Source organism: Natronosalvus rutilus, from assembly GCF_024204665.1.
GTDB classification, from domain to species: domain Archaea; phylum Halobacteriota; class Halobacteria; order Halobacteriales; family Natrialbaceae; genus Natronosalvus; species Natronosalvus rutilus.
In genome coordinates, this window is the sequence record NZ_CP100355.1 from 2,768,476 (window position 1) to 2,788,347 (window position 19,872).

The following is a 19,872-nucleotide window of genomic DNA, read 5'->3' on the forward strand; positions in this document are numbered from 1 at the left end:
AAACACTAACTAATAGGTGTATTGGGCGTTCTACTTGAGCACGTCTCGCGCAGCCTGGGTGAGCTCGAACTCGGTCGGACTCGCGGACGAATCCTTCTGAACCAGATTGTACTGCGGGAACTTATCCCGGAGCCAGTTACCGATCGTCCGCTTGGTTTTATCCCCGATCTCTGCCTCGTAGACCTCGTAAATCTCACCAATCTTCGCCGGCTCGATCTCGAGGAGCGCCTCGAGCAACTGGCGTTGCTCACGCGTGACCGCGCTAACCCGCGCCTTCGCGATATCTCGCTGGGCGATCGGGATGGCGTCGTCGATGATCGCCTCCGAGAGCGACTCCTCTTCGCGAGCGGTCGCCAGATCCAGAGACACCCGGAGAATATTGATCGCTACCCGCGCGTCGCGAGCTGCGGCGTCGGCGATCTCCTCCAGGTGGTCGTCGTCGACGACACCATCGTGGACACCGACGCGGACGCGCTCGCGAAGGATTTCCACCAGTTGCTCGTCGTGATACGGATCGAATTTGATCCGATGCATTGTGCCGATCCGGGAGTGCAGGCCCGGCTCGAGATTCCCGAACACGGAGTGCTCTTTGTTGGCGATCAAGAGCATGGTGACATCGGGTAACTGGTAGACGTCCCTCAACACGGTGAAATCCTCGAGTTGGTCGGCCTCATCGAACATGACGACGGCGGGTCCGTCGACGGCGTTCCGAATCCGGTGGAGAAGATCGCCTGGGGCAGCGTTCTCGGCGTTGATCGCTGTCGCGTCGTCGAGCCCGTTGAGGATCGCCAATAGCGCTCGGCGCCGAGAGTGATCCGACCAGCAGTCGACTTCGGCGGTCGCGACGTCGGCTTCCTCGTGTAGTTCATCGAAAATCTGGCGGGCGGTGACGGTCTTGCCCGTTCCTGGCGGGCCGTAGATGAACGCACCCGAGGCGCTGCCGCCGGCGGTGAGCGGCGACAACAGCGAGATGAGATGGTCGGTTTCGCCATCGCGGTGGAGGACGTCCTCCGGCTGGGTATCGTCCTCGAGGACCTCCCGGTTGCGAACCAACCTGTCTGTGACGATCATACCCGTTGGTCGGCGTGACTGTCAGAAATAGATAGGGGTCCGGTTTCGTACGTTTCGTTCCTCCAGGCGCGCGTAGGTATTCGCCTGCGACTCGAGTCGATTTACGACCGATCTGGGCTGTCAGTCGGCGCACGAGCGCTGTTCGCGATGGCGACCGCAAAAATAGATATGCGTTCTGGTAGGACATTCAAAAATCCGGTACCCGGTAGCCTCGATACACTATACCAGAAAACCGAGAGGAACACCAATCTATAAGGTGGTAGCGATCTAGAGAACTAACTAGAAAGGAGTTGGTTCGGGAGGAATCCCGGCCGCGTGCTGGAACCACGCGACCAACTGCTTTCTGAGGTCAGAAAGCTATGAGTCAGTCACAGACACCGACGCAAAAAGGTATCGACGACGAACCACTTGAGTTGATCCGCCGCGCTGAACACTCCCGCACCACTGTCCGGCGCATCCGCGAACTGCTCGAGGGCGATCGCTGCATCTCGACCATCAAACAGGGCGACTGGTTTTCGACCATCGAGCACGTCCGCGACGAGACGGGCGTCGATCTCGTACTCTTCAGCGAGAATCGATTCGGCGCCTCGGTCAAAGGTCTGGACGAGAGCGGCCTGTGGGTCGTCTCGGCGAGCTACGACGAGCGCGTCGGGTTCGGTAAATCCAAACGGCCGCGCTGGGACGTCGAGGACGGACTGACGTTCCTCCAGCCGGACGACCCGCACCCGGAGTTCTGCCGACTCGAGGACGCGAAAGCGCGTCTCGAGCAGTATCGATGACGCCCGAACGGGCCGTACTCGAGGCCATCGTCGACGCCGGCCAATCGACGCGGTGTACGACCTGCGGAACTACACTCCGACCGAACGCACTCGTCGAGTGTGTCCTCTTGGAGGACGGCACGCTCGAGGCGACGCGCTGTTTCGGGTGCCACGAACACGGCCTCGATGGCGACGGCTGGCTCGTCGAGGGCCAGCTCGAACCGTCGATCTCGCCGGCCGGGCGCTCGCGTTTAGTCCTCAGTGGGGCTACGGTCGTGGATCGGTCGAAATAGCAAATTCGTTGTAGCGGGAAAATACACAGATAGAAGAAGCACTCTATTCTGTACTGTCTGAATCCATATCTAAGAGAACAGATTTGGTATTGCATCCAGTGCTCTGTATCTCGTGTTCGAATTCAATAGCAGGTGCGCTATCAATTAGTGCCTGCTGATTGGAGTCGAAACCATCGCACTTTTTTAAAATATACACGTATCTCACGCCCGACCGATCCATGTCCTCCTGAGATTGAATATCAGCTAGCGAGCTGAAGTACAAGGTATCCTGTTCTAATTCTTCAGGAGTCAGAAAAACTGTCGGCCAGAGCTCGCCATTTGAGTATAACACTGTTCTATAATAGCTATAGGAGTCAACGACACCAATTTGGTCATCAGGTCCGACTGCTTGACGCACTTCTCGTATTTCGTTTTGTGTATCGGATGCGTCACTAGCAGTGAACGATCCATGAACCCCGCCTACAGCTAGCAGACTCAAAAAGAGGCAACAAACGAAAAACACCGAGAGGGTCTTTGGCACGCTAAAGGGTCCCTGACTGGATTGGAAATTAGAGAGTCGTCCCGAGTATCGATCATATAGTGTTGCTGCTCCAACCCCAAAGACAATACATATTGCTGGGAGAATCGGTGATACTTGTCGTGTCATAAAAGCGCCGACCCAACCAATATTCTTGCCGTTGTAGAGGATTACGAAAACGATTAACCAGCTAAACAACCAGAGTGTCTCAGGGGTTTTCTGACGGTATAGCGCCGCGATTCCAGCGAACACCAAACCAGTAAGCATCACAACGACTGAAATCCAGAAAATAGCGGCAGGGATGAAGAGTATTCCGAGAAGATCAGCAATCGACCCGATACGCTCAAAAATGTGATTCTCTGCATCCCATCCGCGTTGGTGCCACCAAAAATCGATAAACGTGTATCCAACATACCTGACGCTTTTCTCAATCACACCATAGGAGTTAATGAAAAGCGGTCGACTTCCAAACCCGATTGCAGACCCAGTTGTGGCTGAGAGTGCTACACTAAGGGGGCCGTATATCAAATATAAAACGCCGACAATAAAAGAAGGGAGGGCGAATGCTGCTGTTTTCAATTCCGGCAGAAAGCCTGTGGTCTCGTTCTGATGCCGGACATACAGATATAATGTCGTGACGATCCCAACTAGAACGGCAGGCATATACATGAGATATGCAAAGAGAGCGGCTACCCCTGAAACCAGAAAATAGCGAGAACGCCCCGTCTCGAACCCTATAGCCAGCGGGTAGAACATACAGCCAATAATACTGATTGCGGCTGCTTCTGGAATACCTCTGGCCGTCATTATCACGAATTTAGGATAGAAGGCGAACATAACAGTGGCATACAGACCAATCCTGTCAGAGAATAGCTTTCTTGCACCCAGATTGAAAGCCACAACCCCCACACATGACACGATCAACGAGAATAGAGTAACTGCTTTTATACCAAGTAGCCCCTCTGTAGGTAGGAAAAACACAGCAGCTGCGACGTCATAGAAGGGCATTCGGAGCGGGTGATAGCTCTGAAACCCAGCCATGTACGACAATGCGGAACCACGTAGTGGGATGAAGACGGAGTATGACTTCCAAATAGGCGGGTAAAGGAGCCAAAATATTATTCGAACAGCAATCCCGCCTATCACGATCGCCAAGTGGGGAGACAACAATCGATCCTTAGAAATCGAATTATCCATGATTTGGATTGAACTCAAGTAATTCATAACTCTATTGGAGACCAATTCAAATCATTGTTGGACGCGCCAGGTAAAGAGGCTCTCAGCACAGTAGTTGACGAAAAATCCCCCACCTATTCCGACTATATTGGCGGCCAAATACCAAACTCCGAGAATATTATGAAGAACGAATAGGGTCAACAGAGCTACTCCCACGCCGCCGCTTCTTACGACGTTCGATTTGGCAAATCGCCGGAAGAGTGACCACATGTTATCGGAGCCAAAATCCGAGAAAGTCCATTTGTCATTTATTAAGAACATTATAATAATTGCGATCTCAGCAGCAATCACCTTTGATAAGAGGGGCTCAAGCGAAATGAACTCAACAAAAGCTAGGAGAGCGACATTGTCAATGATAGCACCCGCCACACCAACACTGAGGAATTGATTGAACCGTGGAGCTGACGCGATTGAATGAATGTTTTTAGCGAGTTCCATTAATCGTCACTCAGAAGAGGTCTATGGTTGCTTTGTGGAAGGGCTGAATGAATCGGATGACCCTTTATTCTCAAAGACCGATGACGAATTGTCAATAATGCTCGAGCAAAATCGAACACAGTGCTAAACGGATCTACTGTCGATCCAGGATAATCGTTCCAGGTGATGGGGATTTCGGATATCTTGAGATCAAATGAACTGGCTACAGATAGCATTTCAATATCCCACGCGAATTTATCCTCGTAAAGGTGATTTCGAATCTGTTTCCATGCGGAAGATGTAATCGCTTTTGCCCCGCATTGGTAATCATTTAATTTCACCGGGAGTGCAACCCCGGCAGCGAGTGCAAAAAAATCTCCGAGATACCGGCGTACTGTGGTTTGATGACTCGTTATGTTAGACTCTGGATGGCGACGAGAACCAACACTAATGTCAGTAATTCCCCGACGAATAGGATCTAAGATTTTTCGAACGGATTTGACTGGTGTTGATCCATCAGCATCAAGGAACATCATTATATCCGTGGTTAGCTCTTCAAACCCAGAAGTAATGGCCATCCCTTTCCCACGCCGTGTAGATGATGTGGCGACTGATACACTCTCTTGACTGATCTGCTCAACCACGCTCTCAGACTTCGGATCATCGAGCTCTACCCGTATCTCGTCAACCGTGATACCTTCCCGAATTTTTTTAATGTAATCTACAAGCCTATCAGGATCTGGTCGAAAAGCCGGAATCACAATACCTATCGTAGCCATTAGTGATAACTCCGAAATCCATTAGCGATTTCTGGCCTACCTTGTGTTGCAACCGATTTCACAAGAACAATAGCCAACGGAGGCCCATTTATAAAAGGAATGATATTTATAGCCAAGCTCATTATCAGTAATTCAAACAGGTCAGTAATAACTTTGTTGGCCTCGATATAGGTTTATATCTGTGCCTGGGTCTCAGGCATAGGCTCTTCGGTCTCGATTGGAATATCCCTCAGACACTGTGCAATCTCAGTAGCTGAATCGGTGACAGTCATCGCGATCTGGTTGGCGTCACCCAGATCTAATGCAATGACATCCCGGTCACTGGCGATGGCCTCGAGCATTGAACGGGAAATCCCACCCCACTCGACGCGTGATGGTGCAAGAAGTACGTCACAGGCAGCGTAGTATCTGGGCATCTCGACGTAGTCGACTGATCCGTGGTGAAAAACATTCGGGAGGCGGGCTGCTCGATCAACGAGGTCATCGTCTCGAGCCGGACCGACGAGCACGAATTCCCAGTCAGGGAGCAGTTCAGCGGCATCTAAGACGAGATCAACTCCCTTCTTATAGCTAATTCGACCAACGGTGAGGACACGTCTCGATTCCTGGACGAAAACCGAGTCGATAGCGTCGACATCAGGATTGAATCGGCCAGGTGACGCGATTCGAGGCTCTTCAATTAGCGCTGCACTCGACCACCAGGGAATCTTTACTCCACCGTACAGCGGAGTGTAAACCCTATCTGCAAGAAAGACACTCTTGCCGATAATGTTGTTCACGAGATAGTCTTTGGCCTGAGAAACCCCGCTAGACTGTCCGTACTCAGTAAAATTCGACTGGGAGACTCTCGTACACGCTCGAACAGATTCTCCACGTGAACCCAAAAGGACGCCTGGGGCATGCCAACGAGGCTGTGTAATCTGTCGCACTTCTTTTGGATCGTGATCCTGAATGTATGCTTTGACAGCACTCATACAGGCTTTGATAATGTCGGTTCCTGATGGCGAACCGATCTCATACCGGCAGACGGAAAACCGTTCATCCTCGAGGATCCATGCTGGCATCTCGAGGTCCTGGTCGACTAAAACATCGAATGAGGATATCCCTTCTTCCCGGTCGGGTAACGAATCGAGATAGGCTTCCATGTTCGGAGGACATTGTTGCCCTAAAAACAATCCAACTGTCATGAAAGCAAATTAACACCCACCTCTCCTAAATCTATTGGCAGAATCGAATCTTGAGTCGTGATATGCTGTGGATCACCGAACGGCTTTAGGGAATGAGAGCGTAGCCACTGTTGAGGCCCGTCTTCCCTGGCAGGTTACGGGCTTGCTTACTCTCGGTTTTTCACGACGGTGACTTCGAGCGCGTGGTGTATCTCGAGATGAGTGTCGATCGCGCGTTTGACGGCGTCCTGGTAGTCGTTCGCCGATGGCGTACTCGCGAGTAGTTCGTCGGCGGCGTCTTTCGGAATCGTCAGATGGAATCCAACCTTCTCGTCGTCACCGTCGGGCTCGTCGCCCATACGCGACCCACGAAGTGGCGGGCCAATAATCTAGTCCATTCCGTTGCGCTCACTGAAACTGAAGTAAATGGGGAATAATCGAATTGTTTCGAAACCATTCGAAAACAGTCGAATAGAATCGATTAGCCCCGGAACCTTCATGTATTAGGGAGTTTATCAATACAATAACGGTCATCGTCAACGACATGTGTCCGGGAAAGGGGCCGTATTGGATCGGACTCTGAATCGGCATCGCCCTGCTTGGTGGTCGATTTGACGAGGCTCTACGGCCCGTAAAACGGCCGTGGTACATAGCTACGCTTCTAAGAACCGACGGACAACCGCTCAGATTTCCACGATACCAATGTCAACCTCATCCGCCCATAGTGACGAGTCCGCGACTCGCGCGTCTCACGCTCGTGCACAGTACGCCCGCTACGACCACTGGGGCGAATCAGACACCGACAACGAGACAGAGAAACAGGATCTCGTCGGCCACGATCCAAACGGCAACGCGGTCACCCAGCAGAAAATCGAGTCGCTCGCGCACCTCTGGCTCAAGCAGACGTCTCAAGAGCCGTTTTTGGATCCGGTCGCCCTGTGCGAACCGACGGAGAACGGTCAGCACTCAAGTGAGGGAATCAGGGCCGACCTCACCGATCCGGAGGTCTACCCACCGACGGCAAACAGCCAGGTCACCGCTCGAAGCCAGATGGAAAAGAAGGCACCCTCTTCGAAACGGTGGCGCTACTCCGAGGAGTACGGCCACCTCACTTACGGCGGTATTATCCGTGATCGGCCGAAGGACAAACTCCTCGAACTCGTCGGGTACGTGAGCGCGAACATCTGGGCGGTAGACGTCCCACCACGAAACCAGCGAGATATCGAAGAGGGCGCTCAGAAGCTCAAACAGCGCGGCAAGCTTCACGACGTCCAAATCATGCGGCGGGTGGCAGAGTGGATCTTCCTCCCAAACATCCTGCGGGAGGACAAGAAGCGAGATTTCAGGCGGAAATAACGGAGACTCATACCAATGACAACCAAAGACTCGAAAGCGACGCATAAACGCTGGCTGCCGTCACGCCACCAATTTCAGGCGATCGTCTTCAGCGTGCTCCTGATACTGTCGCTCCCGGCAATGGCAGGAGCGGGCGTAATGGCTGCCGAAACTGACGATGGCAGCACTGGCAGTGGTGACGGTTCCACCGAGAACACGACTGTCAGACACTATGACGATTTCGAAGACGGGGATTATGAGGGGTGGACCCCTGTGAGAAATCCCGACGCTGTCTCAGTTGTCGATGAGGGATTTTACGGTGGAAAATCTCTACGTTTGGATGATTCTGGCGGGTCAGGAGAACAGGGAGATATCTTGTTCGACAGTGGTCCTCTTCTCAAACTCTCTGATGACTTCGAGATTCAGGGGACTTCAAGATTCGAGGATAATTCCACACAACGGTCTCGGATAGGTGTTCGAACGGAGGACCTTGAGGATAGGCTCCTCCTCACCTTTAGTAAGCAATACGACAGTGTCTCTCTAACAACTGATTGGGGTGAAAACCCAGAGGACCACGGCGAATATATCGAGGGTGCCCATCACGATATGTGGGTTGACTGGAGGATTCAGGTAGATTCTGGAACTGCCCGGGCAAAAGTATGGGAATCTGGAACGAAGGAGCCTGAGAAATGGCAGATGGTTCGCGACTTCAACAATTTTGAAGGGTATTTCTACGCCAATGCTGGCAACGGAGATTATGGAAGAGAGGTCTTGATCGACCATGTGGACTTAGGAGGTCATACCATTTCTGGTCAAGTCCTGAACCGGCACGGTGACCCGGTTTCGAATGCGACCGTCGAAGCCTACGGTGTCAACTTTGATGGCCTCGAGAATCAGGCCGACGATCTCGAAGCAGAAGCGGATCGACTCCTCGATGAAGCCGAGAACATGGTCCCGAACGACTGGGACTCTGACCTCCAGATGCTTGGATCTGGCGGCCTCGTCGACGAAGCCCAGGCTTCTGAATGGAACTATATCGCGGTCCACGAACGCGAAGACTGGGACCTGAACGCCGAACACAATTGGAAAACAAAGTTGGCGTGGGGCGACGGAGCGGAGATCGACCCCGATCTCGGAGCGCCGTCGGTCCAAACCAACGAGCGGAATCTCGTCCTCTCGATCTGGGATCCGACCGACGTAGGGGGAACAGTTACCGATCGCGAGGACGCCATAGACAGAGAGCTCCCCGGACGGACAACCTCTGGAACGGTCGTCATAGAGCAAATATCCCCATCCGGAGAAGCCGTCGACAAAACCAAACGCGAGACCGAGGTCATCGCCGAGGACGTCAACCCGACATACTCGCTTGCAAAGAAAGATCACGAGGCTGTCCGGGTATCGTTGCCGAGAAACCACTTCTACCGCGTCTATCCAGAGGGACAGCCCGAAAGTTCGTACGTGTTCGCAATCGGCGACCCGGACGACTTTGTGAGCGCCATTCAGTCAGATCTTCGTGATGAAGCCAATCGACTCACTGACTGGTCCGAAGAGATCCAGAGCACTATCGAAAGTGGTTCCCTCACACGGACGACGACTACTACTGACGAAAACGGCTACTACGAGCTCAACGTCCAGCGACCGGTACAAAAGGCTGCGGTCCAGGCCTACAAAGGCGATCCGGAACTGTTGCAGGGCGAACTGGGTGCCTCTGTCAGCCAGTTGCGGGGTCTTCGTGACATGGGGTATAACGGTTCGATTGGGATGACTCTCGCCCCGACGCGGACGGACGTCCCAGCGAACAATGTCACGCTCGAGATGCACGAGCTCGATACGATGCCGTTCGACGGTATCGACGATTTCGAAGAGTTGATGAACCAGCTTACCGAGGAGTTCCTAAATTCATCCGTCTACCAGGACCGATGGGACGAGATTATCGAAGAGATCGAAGGCGAACGACTGAGCGAGCTCTACGAGAATTACTACAACCTCGTCGATGGAAACGAGGAACTCAGGGACCGAGTCGAGGAACTTCTCGGGCGAGAGTTACACGATCCCGATGATGATCCCTCCGTCGCTGAAATGCAGGCCGAGCTCGAGGCCATCCGGCAGGCACTCGCCGAGCAGGCAACTGGAGATATCGGTATTGGCGACGGCGACTACGAATTCGGCGATGATGGCCTCACGGCGACGTGGCAGGTCCCATCGTGGGTGGGCGAAGACGACGTCGCGGTGAATCTGCTGACGAACGGCACGACCGAACCCATCCCAGACGAGTACATTAGCGTCGAACCGACGGGTGGCTTCGCTGGGACGAACACGGTCACCGTTAGCAACTACCCGATAGATGACGGGGTTACGCTGGCCGATCTCGAACTGGTAATCGCTGGTGAGCACGGCGTCGGCGATGGTATCATTTCAATCGCAAATCCCGAGTGGGATGGCACCGCCCCGAAGATCGATGCGGTGGACTTCACCGACCTCTCACCCGGCCCCGACGAAACGGTTGGCGTCTCTCTCGACGCCACTGAAAACTACGACTCGCTCGTCGATGCGACGGTATTCGGACCCGATGGGAACGAGCTCGAGTCGTCGTTGAGCACGAGTGGTGAGGATCGACTGACGTTCAAGACTTCGGGAGCTGGCGACTATCACGTCCGACTGTATATAGAGTCCACTTCGGGAGACATCTTCCAGATCACAGAACGTGTGCGTGCGGGCGAGCAATCACGGAGCGATCGAGCGACTGTCCGTATCGGCCAGTCCAGACTCGGCTATCACGCGACGATCGGCGACCATCTCGAGAGCGCCCGTGTTGACGTAGATGGATCGAAAATCGGCATCGACGTGATCGCCCCATCGGACGAGATCCCAGGCGAGATCCACCTCATGCCCGACGCTGGCGTGACGACCAACGACGTCACCTTCGACGTGTCCGTACTCGAGGGGGCGTCTGAAAGCCGAATCAACGGCAACGTGGCGGTGTTGATGCACTTCGAGAGCGGCTACGACGATGACACGCTCGCGTGGCGGAATGGGCGCGCGCTTCCGGCCGATGGGAACACCTTCGGAGAAGTCCTCGTGCGAGAGGAGAAACACATTCTCGTCAGCTACACCGCGAGTAACGGAGAAGTCTACCTTCGAACGGACATGGACCCCGGGTGGGGAGATCGAGCCTGGCACAAGGCCGATCAATATATCCCGAGGCCGTCGCTCCCGTTCTTCTCGACGATCCTCGTCATCTTCGAGTCCTTCGAGGCCGATGTCGAACGCCTCGGAACCGTGACCACGACAACCGTGCCGGCAACGGGGTAAGCGATGGACGAGATGAATCGTCGCCGGTTCCTCGCGAGCGTCGGGTTCGCTTCAATCGGTCTGACAACCCCGACAACCGCTCAAACGGACTACTCATGGACCGATGGCGGTGACGTCATTGATAGATCCTACCCGGAAGACGAACTTCGACGCCATGTCCCCTATCTCACCACCTCGAGGACTGCTCGCGAGTCGTTCATCGGCCTGTACGGATGGAAAGCCGAGAGCCCCGATCGGGATACCGACGTCTATGCGTACTGGGCGCGCTACACGCACCAGACGCCCGGAATTGGTGACATCGGCCTCATGGACTGGGCGGTCGGAGCATTCGCTTCTGACGGCCACGTCTGGGACCACGAACCCTCGTACGTGTTCGTCGACAGCGAGACTGGTAATTTCGAGCTCGCGGTCGTCACCGGCTATCACCACTTCCCGCTGTTCGTCAGTTCTCAATCACCCCCGATCACGAGGGCCGACGACGGCGGCCAACACCTACACCTGAAGGTGGTCGATCCGTGGCATCACTACCTACTCGATAACGACACCATCGGTGGCGACCCGACGATCTACGGACGTCTCGAGTCGTTTCTCGACGTGCGTGGCGAGTGGGACCAAAACGGCGTCTTCGATGCAACCAACAACCTCGCCATCGACAATCCGTGGGCGTTCCCTGACAACCGCGTGGACTCGTGGTGGGACGAAAGCACGCGAGACGCAAAAGCCGCCCGCTGGTGGGCGTGGCTCGGGCTACGGGGCGCTGATGAGGCGTCACCGGCGGCCCTTCCGGAGTAAAACCATGACAGGAACACCTGACTCGAGACACAGAGACGCATCGACGTACAACCGACTGACGGAGGATTCCCAATGAAACGACGAGGCTTTTTACAGGCGATTGGCACGCTGGCGGTGATGCCGGCGCAGTACGTACCGTTGCTGTCGTCGCCGTTCGGTAGCGACACACTCACCGCGAGTGCCCTCGAACTGGGATCGCTCTGGCGGCCGAAGCTTACCAGTGACGACCTGCCGACGTTCGGGTCGGCCGGCGATCTCGCGTGGGCGGTCCACTACGAGACTGACGCCGACCTCGAATCACTCGAGGCCTGGATTTCCCAGGTCGATGGAGTTGTCGACCTTACACATATTGAGGCGCTGAACACGGAGATAATTCGTGCGCCGACCTCGTTGATGGGTGTCCACTTCCTCGATCGAGCACTCGGCCGAGGATTGGCCTCGAAAAGCTACGTCACGCGGATCGAGCCCATCGTCGGGTTCGAACGGCCGGAGCCACTCGATCTCATTCCAGACCAATCGGAGTTTGATACGCCGGACTATCTCGATCGACGGGGGAACAACTACCCTCTCGATGGGATCGCCTTCGAAACTCGACCGACGACGATCGAGGTTGCCCGTAAGAGCCTCGGCGTCAATCGGGCTACTATCCCTGACGACACCGAACCGGTCTCGATCGGGGTCGTAGACTCGGGAGCGAACGTCGTTGACGGTCGGGTGTTCGGACGCGGCCAGCGTGGTTCTCCGATCCGGATCGCAAAGGGCGCTCACTTCACGGACACCGGCCGCTCCGAGATCACCGTTTCTGAAGGGATGGTGACCGCTGAAAACACCACAGAAACCGACTGGAGAAACGCAGAATCCTTCGAAGGGCTGGTTATCCAGGGATTCGAAGAGAACTCAAGCCTCGTTCTGTCACTTGACGAGATTACGGTGAGCGTTGCGACCGATACCGAGTGGTCGAATGGGACACTGACTGATACAGTCGTCACCAATGGGACACTCGAGTTAGCCACCGACGCGGAAGGGAACTACCTCACCAGTGGGACCTACGAATCCGAGTGGCACGACCTCGGCGAAGAGGCTTCCCCGTCGAATTTCACCAGTATCGAGACGCTCAACTCTCAAACGATCACCTACGAATTCCGAAGTGCCGACGACGCGACCGGAACGAACGCGACCGCGTGGCAGACGGACATTACGGCGCTTCCGAACACGCAGTTCCTCCAGGTACGGATCACTCTCGAGACCACCGATACCACGACAACGCCGACGGTCGATGACTACACATCAACGGCCACGGCAACCGCTGATGCCACTTATGTCGGTGACACGCACTATCTACGATCCATCGATTCTGGCTCAGCAACGCTCGAGAACGTGGCTGACGTGATGGCGACACTCACACTCGAGGGGAGACCGGATAGCGAGACCGCATGGGAAACGATCGACGAGGTAACGGCCTCAGGTAGTGGTGAACACGCGTTCGACCTCAGCACGGCTGGGGCCGATCTCGAGCAGTGGCGTGTGTCGATGACGGTGACGCCTGACGTACCCGAGAGCGCCACACTCGAGCTCCAGGCCGAACAGGTCACTTCTCCTGTCCAGGTTCAAAACGGTGAATCGGACTGGGACCCGATCAAGGACGGCAACGATCACGGGACGTGGTGTCTGTCGGCGATGGCCGCTGATCCCGGTGACGATGCTTACACCGGCCTCACGAACGGCACCGATCCGGAACTCGTCGTCGCCAGAGCCCTCGATGTCGATGGGAGTGGCTCGACGGCGGCGATAACGAACGCGATCGTCTGGTGTACCGACCAGGGTGTCGACGTACTCAACCTCTCGCTGGGATCGTACGTCTACAGCGAGACACTCGCAGACGCCATCGAATACTTCTACGAGAACGGCGGGAGCGCCGTCGTGGCGGCCGCCGGAAACGATCGACAGGTAACCCGGACGGTCAACACGCCCGCTTCTCTCGAGTCGGTGATCGCCGCCAACGCGACGACGAACTCGCCACCGAGTGAAGCGCGTGTTTCGAACTTCGGAAACGTCGGCCCTTCTGATGGTGTGGCTGACCTTTCGGACGGGAAGACGCACGGTGTCTCCGTCGACGTGGCCGCGCCGGGGATGAAACTCGAGGCGTTACTCGCGACGACTGGCTCGACTCGGACCCGCCGGTCAGAACTCTCGGGGACCAGTATGGCGTCTCCGCTGGTCGCGGCTCTGGTCGCGATACTACTGGCCGCCGAACCATCACTCAAAGGTGACCACGAGGCTGTTCGAGAACGCCTTCTCGAGAGTTGTGAACCTATCCCGAAAGCCGGCGAGACGGAGGTCGGTGCGGGAATGCCACAACTCGATCGTTTGCTCGAGGGCGACCCGCCCGATGAAACCCAGGTCGACGTCCAAACGTCGGCAGCAGACTCGAGAGATACAGTCAACCGAATTTTGAGCGGCAATCCATAGACCAATGACGACGAACACGAACACGATATCCAGACGCGACGCGATGAAAGGCGCGGGGGCAGCCGCCGGAGTGCTGGCTGGCGTTCCTCAGCTCACACGAATCGTCTCAGCGACCGACTCGGGCGACCCGGAGCTCACACTCTTCGGAACGATCCCCTCTGACGGACAGATCGACGTGACGGTCGAAGAGTACGATACCGAAGGCTCTGAGTCACCGTTGAATACGGAGACGGTGACGGTCACAGACACCGGATCGGCCCACCCACTCGAGAATATCGACGGTGCTGGGAGTTACTATTACGTCCACGACGGGACGCTGACGCGCGAGTCAGATTCACCGGAACTCGAGACACTTCGGCTCGAGATCCCGGCAGATCCCGAGGACTTCGATAACGTCGATTATACGGATGTGTTGGAGTGGGAGCACAAAGCCGAATCGACGACGATCGAGTACGACGAGTGGTACCTTCGGAACTATCAGCCTCAGCTCAACATGGCGCTCGAGGAGCGCGACCGGATGAACGGGATGTACGCCTACGTTGCCCGCTCAGAAGAAGAGAACACGGACGTCCTCTGTTACTGGGTGTACCTCGACCGAGAATCGGAGGCAGATGAGAAAATCCGAACTGGGAGCGATCTCGGCGATCACCAGCCGATCTACGTCTTTGTCAACGACGCTGGAAAGGTCGAGAAAATCGTCTACTCGGCGTTCCACTGGTACACGGCGACGATCACACCAGGACCGGATGTACTGTGGCAGGATCGAAAAGACGATCCAGCGCATGCCGCTTTCGAGATGACGCCACACGGACACTTCATGTTTAACGCAACCGAACCCGGAGACTTCTACGAACTGAAGCCGTGGCCCGAAGTTCGAGACGTTTGGAAGAATAACACGTTCTACTCGCGCTCGAAACCGAACACGATCGAGAACCCGTGGGAGATCGGCGCTCACGACCACTGGTGGGCTGAATCGTTCGACACGCTGTATGATCGATTGTACGTAAAACTTGGTCAGTGGTTCGGATGGTACGGAGCGGACGAGGCAGACCTTTAGGTGATTCACATGGCAGACACAGGTTCATTCAGAACGGAAAAGCAGAGCCCAACGGATCAAATTGCCGAAATTAGCGGCAGTGATTGGAACAACGCATCGCTCGATAACCTCGAGTTGAAAAACGGTGTGCTCTCCATTCCAGCCGCAATCCCTCAGAGCTCCATCTACCGATGGTGGGGAGGAAATATCACGGTAGCAGATGGATCGAATGCTGACCCGTGGCCTGAAGAATTAGCTGGCATTGACACATCGGCAATGGGCGGTCAGACGTTCCGAGAAGGCTACATTGGCTTCGACGCTGTTGAATTTGATGGGGTCGACGATTATTACACATGGTCTCCCGATTCTCAACTTCCGATTGGTGATGAGACCTTTTCCCTAATGACATTGGTCTATTCCTCTTCCTGGGGAAGTGGTTCTTATGACATTGTGGGTTGGGGGAACTCATCGTCAAATGATGGACATGGATTAATGATCCGGGGTGGGAATGTTTCCCACCGGACTTACGGGAATACCCTCTTAGGATCAGCGGCCCCAACCAGCGAATGGTTTACGTTTGGTGTATCTTACGATGGTTCCACTCGGAATCTCTATTTGAACGGTAGTCAAGATACATCAGACTCGCCTTCCTATTCAGTGTCAGACAATAACCATACCATTGGAAGGTCGCCATTTGATTCTTCAGGATATTTCGACGGTTGCGTCGCGGAAATAATTGTGTGTAATGACGCGGAGGATGCGCAGGCCTTCGGGAATTATCACAGCAATAGGCTGGGGTAATCGAAATGGATCCGAATCATCAAAACTTCAGCAGAGGTATGTAAAATAATGTCAATCCACATGTTCAGAGGCTTCATCGGCCGCGGAGCGATGAGTCTCACCGACCTTGAGACCGCTATCGATACCTGGCTCCAGCAGAACGCTCGCTGGGAAGCCGACCACATAACTCACCAACTTCACGAGCGCAATACCGCGACCGACGGCACTGGTGAAGTCTACTACACCGTCGATGTGCGCTTCCTCGAGGAGGATACGAAGGCTAACCTCACCCAGAAATTCGAGGACAAACTCGTGAACAAAGTTGACTGGTACCGACTCGGCTACCATTCGTGCACTCACGATGAGTCCAATGGCGGCCCATGCTTGTGGGACGATCGCCTCGAGTGGACGGACAAAGACGTCACCATCCCTAATGGCATTCCATCGATCGATATCTCCAGCTAGGACAATGACTCAGAACACAATACGGTGGACTGTCGGAGGGATTCCCCCGCCTGTGGTTCCACCGCCGTAACCCCCCACTCGAGCATCGCTTCTCAATCAACCTTCCTTCACAATTCACATGTTCAACCTGAACACCAACAGAGCACTGTCCGTCTTCATGATTGCCATGCTAGTCTTCTCGGCTAGCCTGGCGTTCACCGGCGGCGCGCTCGCAACCGAACCCACAGTCGAAACCAGTTCCGACCTGCAAGATGGCGGTACCTGGGCCGACTTCAACGCATCGTCCGATGACAACAAGCTCATCGAATTCAACAACGCCGACGCCGCAGACGGCGCCCTCGTCGTCTGGGACCCCGAGACTGGCGACACTGCCGAGGAGGCACAGTCCCACCTCGAACTCGACGGCGATGACGACGAGTTCGAAACCGTCGACGACACGAACAGCATCTACGGCTTCAACATCACGGCCGACCAGCTCGAGACGGTCCCGATGGAAGCCAGCGAGAACAAGACCGTTCACATGACGATTGCCAACCAGAGCGACTGGACGGCTGACAACGCTAACACGACGACCATCGAGGTCACCATCGACAACACGATGGAGCGTTCCGTCATGTACGTCGGCGACTATCAAATCGAGAACGAGGTCTACGGCCTCGAGCAGACCGACGAGGACGGCATGTTCGGTATCGAGTACCTCGCGGATCGGTCGACGTCGCTCGACACCACCCGAGACATCGACGGCTCGAACACGACCATCTACACCTACCTCGCCGAGGACACGGCTCAGACGCACTTCGAGGACGACCTCGGCGAACTCGACGATGGTGAGTGGACCACGTCGACGCTGACGATGCTCGACGACTCGGCGGTTCGCAACTACGCCGAGCTTCCGGACGACCTCGACAGCGAGACGTCGACGCTCAAGTACGACACGTCCGGTTCGACGGACGCACTCGTCCTCGAGCCCGGCAACGACTACGACGGCGAGACGACGATGGACGTCAAGGTCGACACCGACCCCTCGTGGTGGGAAGCGACCCAGGCGTACGGCTTCAATCCGCTCGGCTACGATTTCAGCATCCCGTACCTGACGGGCTTCGCTGGTAGCTCGCTGTTCGCCGGCGGCCTCCTGGTCTCTCGACGGCCTGCGTACTAAGCACCGACTTCTGACCACCAACGCGACACGTTCTTTCGGTATCCAGGCCGAGCGGGGGTTCAACCGCCTCGAGAGCGCCTATGGCTACTCGAACAGCCACCGACCGAAGCACCGCCACCGTCACCCGGACGGGCGACCGAACCCGGACCGACGCACTCGCTGACCTCGTCGCGACCGTCTCCGAACAGATCGGCTTCCCGACGATCGACCCCGTGAGCGTCGACGGCCGGTTCCTCACCGATGAGGATGGCGTCTTCCGGAAGGTGTGGACGCGCGCAACCGGCGAGGACTACGAAGAGCGTATCGTCGCCCGCTCGCCGTCGCTGCTGGCCGGCTGGCACGTCTACCACCAGACGCCCGACGGTCGGGAGCACTGCGTGACTGACGATCGCCTCGAGCGTGAGGCCGCCTTCGAGGAAGCCGAAAGACTCGCGGCCGATATCGAGTCGGTGCCGATCGAGTGCCGGACCGGGAGGGCAAGCTAATGAGCATGCGAAAACAGGCGATCGTCCGCCTGTGGGCGCTCATCTGGCAGTTCACGGTCGGGTACGTCCTGACGATCGTGGTCATGATCGTCGGCAACATCTGGATGGTGATCGACCTGCTCTGGCAACTCCTCCTGGGCAGTGAGGGTCTGAGTTCGGGTTCGTCGGTCGGCTCGTATATCGAGTCTTTCTGGATGTGGAGCGCGGGCCAGACCGTCTTCGCGATGACTGGCGGCGGCGACGGCAAGTGGCGCGCACTCCCGTAACCCCGCACTGGCGGTATCGAGGTTCGACTCCTCGAGCGGGCATTATGAGCACAGATACAACCAACGACGTCGCTCAGACCCACGTCGAATCGCCCGACGACCTGGTAGAGGCATCAAAGACCGATTTCGCCGACTCAGCACTCATCGATTTCAACATCTACATGCTGCTTATGACGGCCTGTGGGTTCTTGGGCGGCGTACTTTTCACGGCCGGCTGGTTCGGGGTGTCGCCTCTCGTGGAGTACATCCCCCAGGCTGGAATAGGCGCGCTGGCCGTCGTGGTTAGTGTCGGTGGACCGCTCGGTATCTACCTGGTACTCCGGTCCGATTACCCGGACGTGTTTGGAACGCTTCGGCAAATCCCCTCCCGAATCAACAACGATGACTAACAATATGATCGAGTTCTCGGGTCCGAAAAACGCCACCCCACGCGTCCTACTCGTCTGAGCGAATCGCGCCCTCGTCTCGAGGCGCGCAACAAATATCGGGACAGGTGTTGGCCTTCGACGCTGCTTTTCACAGCGTCGGGCTTTCAGAGACACCGAATCCGACAACGCACAGCGAATCCAATCACCTGGGGCCTCCTCTTCAGCCCTTCGCGCAACCTTCCGCACCACTCTTTCAGTACCAGAATCATGAAACCCAACACCACCAGACGACGGTTCATCCAGGCCTCGGGCCTTGCGGTCGCGACGACCGGGGTCTCGATGCCTGTGAGCGCACAGACAACCGACTCAACCCAGGGCATCCTCGCCGACGGCATCACCTACGAGCCCGATTACGGGGCGTTCGCCAGTGGCCTCTTCTCGGGGCGGGTATGGCGACCGAAAGACCTCGAGCAGACCGTCGACGACGCTCGAAACGAGTTCCGGGCCAACAGCGACCGCTGGGTGTCCTACGGGAACTGGTTGCTCGAGGAGGCCGACGTCTCGCCCTACGGCAACGCCGAGATCGGCGTCACCTTCAAACACGACTATTTCCTCAAATCCGAGGAAACCACTGAGACCACGGTCGTCGCCGACTACGACGACGCGACCGACCGCTTCACCGACCTCGACTGGCTACTCGAATCCCCGGAGGACCCGGATTTCGAGGTGACGCTGACCAACAACACCGCCGAGAACGCCTCGGACGAACTCTCGGAGTTTCGTCGGAAGTTCATCGACGATGACGGCGACGATCACGAGCTCCCCTCGAACGAATACCTCAACACGATCGCCGGGAAGTACGCATTCGCGATCGGGGTGGGTGAGGACGCGAGCAACGTCCTCGAACTGCTCCTGGGGTGGTCGCCATGAACCCGGCCGCCGACGCCCTGCCGGACGACCCGCTCGACTGGCTATTCGAGCGCCTCCAGGACGTAGTGTGGGCCGATGATCCACGCCGGCAGATCGCTGCGAACATGTTGCTGTTCATCATCGCGCTGGTTTCGTCGACGGTGACGCTCGGGGCGACGCTCGTCCTGGCGTTCGTCTTCCTCTCCTTCGGGTCGATCGGCGTCGCCCGGTTCGTCTGGCATCTGGTACGGGGGTAATC

General features: G+C 56.2%; 21 protein-coding genes. 15 read left to right on the top strand and 6 right to left on the bottom strand.

Going from position 1 to position 19,872, the window contains the following annotated elements:
• Window positions 1-30 precede the first annotated feature (30 nt).
• Complete coding sequence (locus NGM29_RS13210; RefSeq protein ID WP_254156768.1) at window positions 31-1,071, bottom strand: Cdc6/Cdc18 family protein; 1,041 nt, start codon at window positions 1,069-1,071, stop codon at window positions 31-33.
• 359 nt (window positions 1,072-1,430) lie between these two features.
• Between NGM29_RS13210 and NGM29_RS13215 the strand changes: the two genes are divergently transcribed.
• On the top strand, window positions 1,431-1,850 hold the full coding sequence (locus NGM29_RS13215; RefSeq protein ID WP_254156769.1) for a hypothetical protein: 420 nt from the start codon (window positions 1,431-1,433) through the stop codon (window positions 1,848-1,850).
• A complete protein-coding gene (locus NGM29_RS13220) occupies window positions 1,847-2,122 on the top strand; it encodes a hypothetical protein (RefSeq protein ID WP_254156770.1) in 276 nt (91 codons plus the stop codon). Before NGM29_RS13215 ends, NGM29_RS13220 begins: the two co-directional genes overlap by 4 nt.
• Before the next feature lie 43 nt (window positions 2,123-2,165).
• Here NGM29_RS13220 and NGM29_RS13225 read toward each other — a convergent pair whose 3' ends face one another.
• The 5 genes from NGM29_RS13225 to NGM29_RS13245 all read right to left on the bottom strand — a co-directional run bounded on the left by NGM29_RS13225 (window position 2,166) and on the right by NGM29_RS13245 (window position 6,596).
• Window positions 2,166-3,836, bottom strand: coding sequence for an ArnT family glycosyltransferase (locus tag NGM29_RS13225; RefSeq protein ID WP_254156771.1), 1,671 nt, complete (start codon window positions 3,834-3,836; stop codon window positions 2,166-2,168).
• Window positions 3,837-3,887: 51 nt separating this feature from the next.
• Window positions 3,888-4,313, bottom strand: coding sequence for a GtrA family protein (locus tag NGM29_RS13230; protein WP_254156772.1), 426 nt, complete (start codon window positions 4,311-4,313; stop codon window positions 3,888-3,890).
• Window positions 4,313-5,071 carry a glycosyltransferase gene (locus NGM29_RS13235; protein ID WP_254156773.1) on the bottom strand — a complete coding sequence of 253 codons (759 nt, stop codon included), beginning with the start codon at window positions 5,069-5,071 and terminating at the stop codon, window positions 4,313-4,315. Before NGM29_RS13235 ends, NGM29_RS13230 begins: the two co-directional genes overlap by 1 nt.
• A gap of 173 nt (window positions 5,072-5,244) precedes the next feature.
• Entirely contained in the window at window positions 5,245-6,216 is a 972-nt protein-coding gene (locus tag NGM29_RS13240; protein ID WP_254156775.1) for a glycosyltransferase family 4 protein, read from the bottom strand.
• Between the two features lie 188 nt (window positions 6,217-6,404).
• Window positions 6,405-6,596 (bottom strand): hypothetical protein, encoded by a 192-nt coding sequence (locus NGM29_RS13245; protein ID WP_254156777.1) that lies wholly within the window; start codon window positions 6,594-6,596, stop codon window positions 6,405-6,407.
• Window positions 6,597-6,939: 343 nt separating this feature from the next.
• Here NGM29_RS13245 and NGM29_RS13250 point away from each other — a divergent pair, with 343 nt between their 5' ends.
• The 13 genes from NGM29_RS13250 to NGM29_RS13310 all read left to right on the top strand — a co-directional run bounded on the left by NGM29_RS13250 (window position 6,940) and on the right by NGM29_RS13310 (window position 19,870).
• Window positions 6,940-7,593, top strand: a complete 654-nt coding sequence (locus tag NGM29_RS13250; protein WP_254156778.1) for a hypothetical protein — start codon at window positions 6,940-6,942, stop codon at window positions 7,591-7,593.
• Window positions 7,594-7,608: 15 nt separating this feature from the next.
• Window positions 7,609-10,884 carry a hypothetical protein gene (locus NGM29_RS13255; protein WP_254156780.1) on the top strand — a complete coding sequence of 1,092 codons (3,276 nt, stop codon included), beginning with the start codon at window positions 7,609-7,611 and terminating at the stop codon, window positions 10,882-10,884.
• Between the two features lie 3 nt (window positions 10,885-10,887).
• On the top strand, window positions 10,888-11,676 hold the full coding sequence (locus NGM29_RS13260) for a hypothetical protein (protein ID WP_254156782.1): 789 nt from the start codon (window positions 10,888-10,890) through the stop codon (window positions 11,674-11,676).
• Window positions 11,677-11,748: 72 nt separating this feature from the next.
• The gene (locus tag NGM29_RS13265) at window positions 11,749-14,145 is read left to right on the top strand and encodes a S8 family serine peptidase (protein ID WP_254156784.1); all 2,397 of its coding nucleotides are present in this window, start codon (window positions 11,749-11,751) and stop codon (window positions 14,143-14,145) included.
• 4 nt (window positions 14,146-14,149) lie between these two features.
• The gene (locus NGM29_RS13270) at window positions 14,150-15,202 is read left to right on the top strand and encodes a twin-arginine translocation signal domain-containing protein (RefSeq protein ID WP_254156785.1); all 1,053 of its coding nucleotides are present in this window, start codon (window positions 14,150-14,152) and stop codon (window positions 15,200-15,202) included.
• Between the two features lie 9 nt (window positions 15,203-15,211).
• A complete protein-coding gene (locus tag NGM29_RS13275) occupies window positions 15,212-15,982 on the top strand; it encodes a LamG domain-containing protein (protein ID WP_254156786.1) in 771 nt (256 codons plus the stop codon).
• A gap of 48 nt (window positions 15,983-16,030) precedes the next feature.
• Window positions 16,031-16,426: a hypothetical protein gene (locus NGM29_RS13280; protein WP_254156787.1), complete on the top strand. Its 396-nt coding sequence runs from the start codon at window positions 16,031-16,033 to the stop codon at window positions 16,424-16,426.
• A gap of 118 nt (window positions 16,427-16,544) precedes the next feature.
• Window positions 16,545-17,585, top strand: coding sequence for a hypothetical protein (locus NGM29_RS13285; RefSeq protein WP_254156789.1), 1,041 nt, complete (start codon window positions 16,545-16,547; stop codon window positions 17,583-17,585).
• A gap of 80 nt (window positions 17,586-17,665) precedes the next feature.
• A complete protein-coding gene (locus NGM29_RS13290) occupies window positions 17,666-18,070 on the top strand; it encodes a hypothetical protein (RefSeq protein ID WP_254156791.1) in 405 nt (134 codons plus the stop codon).
• A complete protein-coding gene (locus tag NGM29_RS13295; protein ID WP_254156793.1) occupies window positions 18,070-18,336 on the top strand; it encodes a hypothetical protein in 267 nt (88 codons plus the stop codon). Before NGM29_RS13290 ends, NGM29_RS13295 begins: the two co-directional genes overlap by 1 nt.
• A gap of 44 nt (window positions 18,337-18,380) precedes the next feature.
• Window positions 18,381-18,725 carry a hypothetical protein gene (locus NGM29_RS13300; protein ID WP_254156795.1) on the top strand — a complete coding sequence of 115 codons (345 nt, stop codon included), beginning with the start codon at window positions 18,381-18,383 and terminating at the stop codon, window positions 18,723-18,725.
• A gap of 246 nt (window positions 18,726-18,971) precedes the next feature.
• Window positions 18,972-19,634, top strand: a complete 663-nt coding sequence (locus NGM29_RS13305) for a twin-arginine translocation signal domain-containing protein (protein ID WP_254156796.1) — start codon at window positions 18,972-18,974, stop codon at window positions 19,632-19,634.
• Window positions 19,631-19,870, top strand: coding sequence for a hypothetical protein (locus tag NGM29_RS13310; RefSeq protein WP_254156797.1), 240 nt, complete (start codon window positions 19,631-19,633; stop codon window positions 19,868-19,870). The genes NGM29_RS13305 and NGM29_RS13310 overlap by 4 nt, the downstream gene beginning before the upstream one ends.
• Window positions 19,871-19,872 lie beyond the last annotated feature (2 nt).

Bases quoted from the DNA above. Each gene is read 5' to 3' on its own strand.
- NGM29_RS13210 (WP_254156768.1), bottom strand. From the start codon at position 1,071: ATGATCGTCACAGACAGGTTGGTTCGCAACCGGGAGGTCCTCGAGGAC.
- NGM29_RS13215 (WP_254156769.1), top strand. From the start codon at position 1,431: ATGAGTCAGTCACAGACACCGACGCAAAAAGGTATCGACGACGAACCA.
- NGM29_RS13220 (WP_254156770.1), top strand. From the start codon at position 1,847: ATGACGCCCGAACGGGCCGTACTCGAGGCCATCGTCGACGCCGGCCAA.
- NGM29_RS13225 (WP_254156771.1), bottom strand. From the start codon at position 3,836: ATGGATAATTCGATTTCTAAGGATCGATTGTTGTCTCCCCACTTGGCG.
- NGM29_RS13230 (WP_254156772.1), bottom strand. From the start codon at position 4,313: ATGGAACTCGCTAAAAACATTCATTCAATCGCGTCAGCTCCACGGTTC.
- NGM29_RS13235 (WP_254156773.1), bottom strand. From the start codon at position 5,071: ATGGCTACGATAGGTATTGTGATTCCGGCTTTTCGACCAGATCCTGAT.
- NGM29_RS13240 (WP_254156775.1), bottom strand. From the start codon at position 6,216: ATGGAAGCCTATCTCGATTCGTTACCCGACCGGGAAGAAGGGATATCC.
- NGM29_RS13245 (WP_254156777.1), bottom strand. From the start codon at position 6,596: ATGGGCGACGAGCCCGACGGTGACGACGAGAAGGTTGGATTCCATCTG.
- NGM29_RS13250 (WP_254156778.1), top strand. From the start codon at position 6,940: ATGTCAACCTCATCCGCCCATAGTGACGAGTCCGCGACTCGCGCGTCT.
- NGM29_RS13255 (WP_254156780.1), top strand. From the start codon at position 7,609: ATGACAACCAAAGACTCGAAAGCGACGCATAAACGCTGGCTGCCGTCA.
- NGM29_RS13260 (WP_254156782.1), top strand. From the start codon at position 10,888: ATGGACGAGATGAATCGTCGCCGGTTCCTCGCGAGCGTCGGGTTCGCT.
- NGM29_RS13265 (WP_254156784.1), top strand. From the start codon at position 11,749: ATGAAACGACGAGGCTTTTTACAGGCGATTGGCACGCTGGCGGTGATG.
- NGM29_RS13270 (WP_254156785.1), top strand. From the start codon at position 14,150: ATGACGACGAACACGAACACGATATCCAGACGCGACGCGATGAAAGGC.
- NGM29_RS13275 (WP_254156786.1), top strand. From the start codon at position 15,212: ATGGCAGACACAGGTTCATTCAGAACGGAAAAGCAGAGCCCAACGGAT.
- NGM29_RS13280 (WP_254156787.1), top strand. From the start codon at position 16,031: ATGTCAATCCACATGTTCAGAGGCTTCATCGGCCGCGGAGCGATGAGT.
- NGM29_RS13285 (WP_254156789.1), top strand. From the start codon at position 16,545: ATGTTCAACCTGAACACCAACAGAGCACTGTCCGTCTTCATGATTGCC.
- NGM29_RS13290 (WP_254156791.1), top strand. From the start codon at position 17,666: ATGGCTACTCGAACAGCCACCGACCGAAGCACCGCCACCGTCACCCGG.
- NGM29_RS13295 (WP_254156793.1), top strand. From the start codon at position 18,070: ATGAGCATGCGAAAACAGGCGATCGTCCGCCTGTGGGCGCTCATCTGG.
- NGM29_RS13300 (WP_254156795.1), top strand. From the start codon at position 18,381: ATGAGCACAGATACAACCAACGACGTCGCTCAGACCCACGTCGAATCG.
- NGM29_RS13305 (WP_254156796.1), top strand. From the start codon at position 18,972: ATGAAACCCAACACCACCAGACGACGGTTCATCCAGGCCTCGGGCCTT.
- NGM29_RS13310 (WP_254156797.1), top strand. From the start codon at position 19,631: ATGAACCCGGCCGCCGACGCCCTGCCGGACGACCCGCTCGACTGGCTA.